This window comes from Rubricella aquisinus (genome assembly GCF_014199445.1).
Classification (GTDB): domain Bacteria; phylum Pseudomonadota; class Alphaproteobacteria; order Rhodobacterales; family Rhodobacteraceae; genus Rubricella; species Rubricella aquisinus.
In genome coordinates this window covers 594,786-602,099 of the sequence record NZ_JACIJS010000001.1, presented here as the reverse complement: position 1 = coordinate 602,099, position 7,314 = coordinate 594,786, and the positions used below count along the sequence as shown (strand labels likewise).

Sequence of the window (7,314 nt, the reverse complement as noted above, 5' to 3'; positions counted from 1 at the left end):
CTTCTGGCGGTGGCGAGCCTCAGCGCCTGTGGAACGGACACGGCGCTCAGCTCCAGCTTTGAGATCACGCAATCGGTGTTCACCTCGGCCCTTCAGAACATGTGGGGGCCAGAGCCGGAACCGATGCGGCTCAACATCTCCCCAGCGGATATCGCGGCGATTGACTATGACCTGATGCTGGTGCGCGCGGACGAATCGGGTGCCCTTGCCACCCTTCCCGTCGAAGATGCATCCAATGGCGTGAAAACCTGGGCGTCCGCCGATGGGTTCAGCCTGACCACGCGGGAAGGCCAAGTTATTGGCACACGCGGATTCGGGGCCGATATTCTCGTAGCGGATGTATCGGCCGCAATCGCGACCCTGACGCCGGAAAGTGACGGCGGCTCTTATTCACGCGTTTATTCTTATCTCGACAGTGAAAACAAGATTGTTGAGGCCGCGCTGGTCTGTGGGCTGGAAAAAATCGGTGATGCGGGCATCAGTATTCTAGGCACACCCCGCGATACAATCCGATTCACCGAAATTTGCGCCGATGAGACCGTTTCCATCACGAATCTATACTGGATCGACCGCAGCGATGGCTTCATCTGGCAATCCAGACAATGGATTTCTCCACTCATTGGCGCCCTCTCCATACAAATACTGTCACGGGACGCGGAGCAGTAGGGCATGCCCCTATGCTCTGGTGCAAGGACTGGGACCGCCCGTCCAACCGACTGAAGCGGCGCACGGACCCTCAGGCGGCGATGATCTGGGCCATCATGATTGCCGCCGCGATGATCCATATGGCGGTCGGGCGCTATCCTTGGATATCGTGGTGGCAGTTTGCGATGCTGGCGGCCGTGGTGTTTGGAATGCTGGCGCTCAAGCGCAGGGTGCTGCGGCTTTAACCCTGCCCTGCCCGCCCCTTCACAAAGCCCAGAAACGCGCCATCGGCACTGCGCAGGCGGGGGCGGCCGGAGCGGGCCCAGAAGCCGCGCCAGTCGGCCTCCAGCGCGTAGATATCGGCCCCCGGCATCAGGCGGCGGGCTTCCTCCAGGGCCGCCGCCGACAAAGGCGGCGCCTCTGGCCCATCGACCACCGCATCGCGCAAGCTGAACCGGATCATGTCGCCCTCCTCCTCGATCATCTCATAATCGGGCAGATGGTTGGCCGCGATCATGTCGCGCAGCATTTTGCGAAACACCCGGCGGGGGCTGGCTGAGCCTGATTTCTTCAACAAGAGATCGACGGAGATTTTCCAACTCACCTGCCGCCCGCAATGTTTGCGCGCGATCTCATAGATGCGCCGTTCCAGGGGCTTTCTGAGGCGGAAATAATCCCGGCTCAGCGTCAGCACCGATTTCGACATCACCGCCCGATAAAGCCAGTCCGACAGCGTCACGGACACGCTGACCATCCGGCCCCCTTTCGCGCGGCGCACGATCTCCCACGACTCGATAAGGCCAAAGCCGGAAGTGACCTCCACCCCGTCCGTTTCCAGATTGGTGGTGATGCGCGTGCCCGCCAGCCGCTCGAACGCCTCGCGCAAGCGGCGGTAGGCATCGCCGCTGGTCTCGCGATTGGTGGCGACCAACAGATCATGCGCCTTGAGGGTCACCGTGCGGCTCACCGCGCGCCCTGCGTTAAGGGCGGCCATCAACTGGCTGATGCAATAGATCAGGATGTCCTTGTCATGGATCGTCGCCAGCCCCTTCACGGAGGGCACCACCGTGATCTCCACCCCGTTATGGGCATAATTCAGGATCCGCCGATCCGGTTTCGTGGCAAGCGAGAACACCGGATGCTCCATCGTCGCCAGATCATCCTTGGGGATCGCATCAAAAATATCGCACAGGAAAAAATCCCTGTTCGGGTGACGATCGGGCAAAAGCCCCCTGCCCTCTATGACACTGGCGGACATCTGATACCTGCAAGACTGCTCGAAACGATCCGTTTTCGGATTCGTGGTTTTAGTGACACCCAGAGTAAGAGTTATCCACAAGTCCTGTCCACCAATGGTTTCGGGGGATCAGAGTCGGATCAGCGGGGGTTCAGAGTCGCTTTATCGGGGGTTCAGAATCGCCCCTCCCCGAAAAAGCGTCAAAAGCCATGCCAGATCAGGGGGATAGGCAAACAGGCCGGGCGCTTAACACATATATAACACATAATAACACGCGTATTTTTTTTGCCCCCCTGCCCCGGATGGCGTATTCTTGCGAAACAGGACCATCCTATCCCGCTGTTTTCCCTAAAAAAACATGGAGGTATCATCAAAAAAGTACCATGTGCTGTGTTTTGTGGTATGTTGGTGAAAACATAGAACATGATGAGGCAATCATGGCTGTCGAGCATCCGCCCTATTTCAACATCGACCCTGATCAGGCACTCGCCGAATTGGGGGAGCCGACCACCACCGCAGGCTTTCAGGCCATCGCTGCCGCCTGCACCCGGGGGCGGGAGGATCTGGCCTCTCGCGGGTTGAACGAGGAGGGCGCGAAATCCCTGCGCCTCTTCTCCACATGGGAGATCACCAAATATCTGATACCCGTGGCCCCGGCCCATTTCCGCCGGGTGCTCAAGGCCAATCCCGACCTGCCGCAAGGCCATACCGAAACCGAAGGTGGGGCGAAATGGTTCACGCTTGATGAGGTGTTGCGCCTGCGCGCGCATTTCGGGGCCGAAGGCTCGCGCGCGAAAAACTACCTGCCCTACCGGCCGAAAAACCAGCCGGCCAAACTTGTCTCTGTCGCGAATTTCAAGGGCGGCGTGGGCAAGACGAGCACGGCCGCGCATCTCGCGATGTCCGCCGCCCTGGACGGCTATAAGGTGCTGGTGATTGACCTTGATAGCCAAGGGTCGATGACCTCAATCTTTGGCGGCAAGGTGGAGGATGAATGGTCCACCGTCTTCCCCCTCCTCGCCCGGCATTACGCGACACAGGCGCAGGCGGAAAATCAGGCGCGGGTGTTGCGCGGCGAAACACCCCAGCCGATTGATGACAGCCTGACCGACGCGCTCAAAATCACCGCGCGCGATCTGATCCAGCCGACCCATTGGCCGAATATCGACCTCATTGGCGCGCAGTTGAACCTTTATTGGGCGGAGTTCCAGATCCCCGTCTGGCGGATGCAGGCGCGCGGCTGGAAGCTGTGGGATGCGCTCACCGACCGGCTGGAGGAGGACGGTATCCTCGACGAGTATGATATCATTTTCCTCGATACCCCCCCTGCCCTTGGCTACCTCACGATCAACGGGTTGGCGGCGGCGGATATCCTTTTGGTGCCGCTTGGCGCGTCCTTTCTGGAGTTCGATTCAACGGGGCGGTTTTTCGACATGCTCCACGCCACGTTTTCCTCGATCGAGGAGGGGGAGAATATGGCCGCCCGCGCGCTTGGCCGCGACGGGATCGCCTTTCAATGGGATGCGGTGCGCGCGGTCGTCACCCGCTATGACGGCGCGCAGCAGGCGGAATTGGCCGCCCTGATGCAAGCCTATCTTGGCCCCACATTGAGCCCCCACCGGCAGGATTTCACCGCCCTGATTGGGCAGGCAGGCGAAAGCGTGAATGGCATCTATGAGGCCGATTACCGCGATTTCAACCGGGAGACTTATGCTCGCGGGCGGCAAACCTTTGACGCCACCTATGCCGCGTTCAAGCGGCTCCTGATCGGGGCATGGCGGCGCGATGCGTTGGAGGCGGGGCAATGATAGGGCATATTAACCATAATGCCCTACCCTGCCCCGCCCGATCCCTGATGGAGGCTTCCCATGGCCAAGCGTAAACGCCTCACCCCGCCTGATCCCGCACAGGTCCAGCCCGCGCCGGAAACCAAGGCGGGCTTTCCGTCCTATCCGCTGGGGCTGGCCCCGTCCGCTGCGAAACGTCCCGCCCCGATTGCCGATGTGGCGGGGGCTGCTGCGGCCACTGCGGCCCTACAGGAGGTCACGGCAGAACTGACCGCCGCCCAGACCGAAGGCCGCCTCATTCGCGCCCTGCCCCTTGCCGCGATCGTGTCGGACCATCTGGTGCGCGACCGGATCGCGGTCGATAGTGATGAGATGGAAACCCTGATCGCGTCGATCAAAGCGCGCGGTCAGCAAACCCCGATTGAGGTGGTGCAATTGGCGGCGGGGCAATATGGCCTGATCTCCGGCTGGCGGCGGCTTTCTGCGCTCTCGACCCTGCAGGCGCGGGAGGGGGGCTTTGACACCGTGCTGGCCCTGATCCGCAGTCCGCAGCAGGCCTCAGACGCCTATGTCGCGATGGTGGAGGAGAATGAGATCCGCGTGGGCCTCTCGTATTTCGAACGCGCCCGCATCGTGGCCCGCGCGGTGGAGGAGGGTGTTTATCCCACCACCAAGGCCGCGTTGCAGGATCTGTTCGCCTCTGCCTCCCGCACCAAACGGTCCAAGATCAAATCGTTTCTCACGGTGGTGGAGGAGTTGGGCCCCGTGCTGACCTTCCCCACCGCCTTGGGGGAGCGGATGGGGCTTGATCTGTCCTCCCGGTTGGAAGAGCCCGGTTTTGCCGCCCGCCTGCGGGAGGCATTGGGCAAGGAAACCCCCGACACCCCGGAGGACGAGGCCAGCATCCTGACCCGCGCGCTGAAGGCAAATGTTTCGCGCGCGAAACAAATGGACCGCCCTGCCCCCGATGAGGTCGCCCCCGGCATCTATGTCAAACCGGTGAAAGACGGGGTGCAGATCACTGGCCCGAACCTGACAGAGGCGCATATCGCGCATATCCGGGCGATCCTTGAGCACAGCTAAAATGTTTCGCGCGCGAAACATTTGGGCGTGGGCCATCCGATCGCCCGCGCCTTGGGGCTGCCGTCCCTCCCTTTGACCGTCGCCCATCACCGCGAGATCACCGCCCGCTTGGGGGAGATGTTTCGCGCGCGAAACAAATGACAGGGCAGGGGTGGCTTTAAAGGGGCGCGCCGGGCAGGGGTGGCCTGCCCGGTATGGGGTGGCCAAATCCCCCAAATGTTTCGCGCGCGAAACATTTGGCAGCGGGCGGGCAGGGCGCAAAACCTGCCAAAAGCCAGTTAAGTCATTGAAAAATTTACATTTTTTCTAAATCAGCACAAAACCCCATTTGTTTCGCGCGCGAAACATTTGGTCTGATCCACCGGGCCAGCGCCTCAGGTCTGCAAGAACCGCGCGCCCGCCGCGCTGACATGCACCGCCGTCAGATGCCCCGTGGCATAAGCACCGGTATCCACCGCGATGCGGCCCTGTTCGGCGCGGGCATGTTCCACGATCGTGTGGCCATGCACGACCCAGATGCCATCCTTGCGCGTAAGGTGACGAAAATCCCGGTGACCCCATTTCAGGACCCGTGGGTCCTGCTCGGTGATCGGCCGGTCCGGGTCGGCGCCTGCATGGACCACCGCGACATTGCCCGATTGCCAATGCGTGGGCAGGGCGCGCAGCCATTCGATCAGATCATCGCCCATCGCGCGGGCAAGCGCGTCGCGCGCGGCGCGCAACTCCGCCCCCCGGCTGGTATCGGACACGCCCCCCACGCCAAAACTCGCCATGGTCTGCAAACCGCCATAGCGCAGCCAGCGCGCGGCGCGGTCCTCTGGCGCGTCGAGGAATTTCAGGAGCATGTCCTCATGATTGCCCGTCAGGAACGTCAGCGGCCGGTCCGGCGCGCGGTCCCAGTCGCGGATGCGGCGCAGCACCGCCGCGCTGTCCTCCCCACGGTCGATATAATCGCCCACCAGCACCACATGGGCGGCAGGGTCCTCGGCGCTGATCTTCTCCATCAGGCGGGTCAGGAGCGCGTTGCAGCCATGCACATCCCCGATGGCATAGAACGGCGCCTCGGGGCGCATTGGTGCATCAAAGGGTGCGGCGGCAGGTTGGGACCGCGCGCCCTTTTTCAGCCAGTCGAGAATGCCCATGGTTTTTTCATCCGTTTGGGGATTAGTTGGTCACGGCGCTTACACCTGTCGTGATAAGCGATGGGATCGATTGGCTGATTGCACGGTTCCAGCGGGTGATCGGCTGTTCGGCCACGAAAATCACGTCATTGGGGCGCAGTTCCATCCGGGTGGCGAGCACGAAATTCGTCGCGTCCTCGGCATCAAGGTGCCAGGCCACGATCTCATCCGCGCGGGCCGGATCGGTGGAGGCGCGCAGCACATAAATCTCCGACGGATCGGCGGTTTCCAGCAATGCCCCGCCCTGATCGTAGAACGCATCGGCGAGCGTCGCCTGACGGCCAAAGGGCAACAGGAAGCGGCTTTGCTGGCGCACCTCGCCCGAGAGATAGACATAATCGCGCGGCACCGCATCGAGCGTCACCTGTGCCTGGAAATTCGCGCGCTGCTCTTCGAGCACAGCGCGGCGCAGATCGACCTCGGTGTTTAGCTCATTGAGCGCCTGAATGCGGGATGACTGGCGGAACTGAGCCAGTTGGATCTGTTCGGTGAAATAGGCCTGCGCCTGTTCCAGCTCGAAATCGGTATCAACGAAAATGCTGTCATCGGCCTGAAGCCGGATCGAATAGCGCGGCAGGTCCCGCAGCGGGAGCTGGTATAGCTGCCCATCGCGGTAGAGCCGGATCGTCACGAAATCCCGGTCCGGGGCCACCACACCGCCCGCCACGGCAAGCACCTCTTGCAGGAACAGGGGCGTCAGCGTGATCGGGGCCACGGTCGGGTTGCGCACCGCCCCCCCGATGGAGACGCGCTTGGAATTAAACTCCGCGATTTCAATGCTGAAGGTGGGGTCGATCTGGCTTTCCACAAGGCGCTGGAACAGGGCGGCTTCGGCCTCCTCCAATGTCAGACCCGCGATCTGGACCCGGCCCACATCAGGGATCGCGATCGCGCCATCATCCTGCACGGTATAGCCCTGCCGGCGGCTTTGCGCGGCCAGAAGGCCCGACAATTCCTCCACCGTGGTGCCGCCCTGACGGGTCGCGAGCACCACCACATCGCCGATGCCGATCTCATAGGGCGTGCCAAGGACGGGCGGCGGCAAGCGGGTCTCGACCGTGCCGGGGCGGCGCTGTTCGCTAAAGGCCGGGCTCGGCAGGCGGCCGGTCTGGGCCTGCATCGCGTTCACATCGCCGGTGGTTTCGAAAAACGCGCCGGGCAGGGCGCGCGGCTGGTAGGGGGTCGCGTTGGCGATCCGCACGCTTTGCGCGGTCAGCGGGATCACGCGCACATTCTCATTCTCGGCAGGTCCGGGCACGGACGGAGAGATATAGGCCGCGCCACATCCGGTCAGAACGAGGCCCAGAGCGAGAAAGAGAGGTTTCATATGGGTATTGCCTTTACTGTGGTCCGCGACGTGATCCGGGCGGGCAGGGGAGAG

General features: G+C 62.3%; 7 protein-coding genes. 4 read left to right on the top strand and 3 right to left on the bottom strand.

The window, feature by feature from the left end:
• Both FHS89_RS02845 and FHS89_RS02840 read left to right on the top strand, forming a co-directional pair.
• Window positions 1-666, top strand: a 666-nt coding sequence (locus tag FHS89_RS02845) for a YjbF family lipoprotein (RefSeq protein WP_184008258.1), incomplete at its 5' end; no start/stop codon positions are given.
• An 11-nt stretch (window positions 667-677) separates the two neighbouring features.
• Entirely contained in the window at window positions 678-890 is a 213-nt protein-coding gene (locus tag FHS89_RS02840; protein WP_184008256.1) for a hypothetical protein, read from the top strand.
• Here FHS89_RS02840 and FHS89_RS02835 read toward each other — a convergent pair.
• The gene (locus tag FHS89_RS02835) at window positions 887-1,903 is read right to left on the bottom strand and encodes a replication initiator protein A (RefSeq protein WP_184008254.1); all 1,017 of its coding nucleotides are present in this window, start codon (window positions 1,901-1,903) and stop codon (window positions 887-889) included. The genes FHS89_RS02840 and FHS89_RS02835 overlap by 4 nt on opposite strands.
• Window positions 1,904-2,319: 416 nt before the next feature.
• On the opposite strand from FHS89_RS02835, the gene FHS89_RS02830 reads away from it, so the two are divergent.
• A complete protein-coding gene (locus FHS89_RS02830) occupies window positions 2,320-3,690 on the top strand; it encodes an AAA family ATPase (protein ID WP_184008252.1) in 1,371 nt (456 codons plus the stop codon).
• Between the two features lie 60 nt (window positions 3,691-3,750).
• A complete protein-coding gene (locus FHS89_RS02825; protein WP_184008250.1) occupies window positions 3,751-4,752 on the top strand; it encodes a ParB/RepB/Spo0J family partition protein in 1,002 nt (333 codons plus the stop codon).
• 374 nt (window positions 4,753-5,126) lie between these two features.
• Here the strand turns inward: FHS89_RS02825 and FHS89_RS02820 are convergent, their stop codons facing one another.
• Window positions 5,127-5,894, bottom strand: coding sequence for a metallophosphoesterase (locus FHS89_RS02820; RefSeq protein ID WP_246413523.1), 768 nt, complete (start codon window positions 5,892-5,894; stop codon window positions 5,127-5,129).
• 22 nt (window positions 5,895-5,916) lie between these two features.
• Window positions 5,917-7,260 (bottom strand): polysaccharide biosynthesis/export family protein, encoded by a 1,344-nt coding sequence (locus FHS89_RS02815; protein ID WP_184008248.1) that lies wholly within the window; start codon window positions 7,258-7,260, stop codon window positions 5,917-5,919.
• Between the last annotated feature and the right edge of the window lie 54 nt (window positions 7,261-7,314).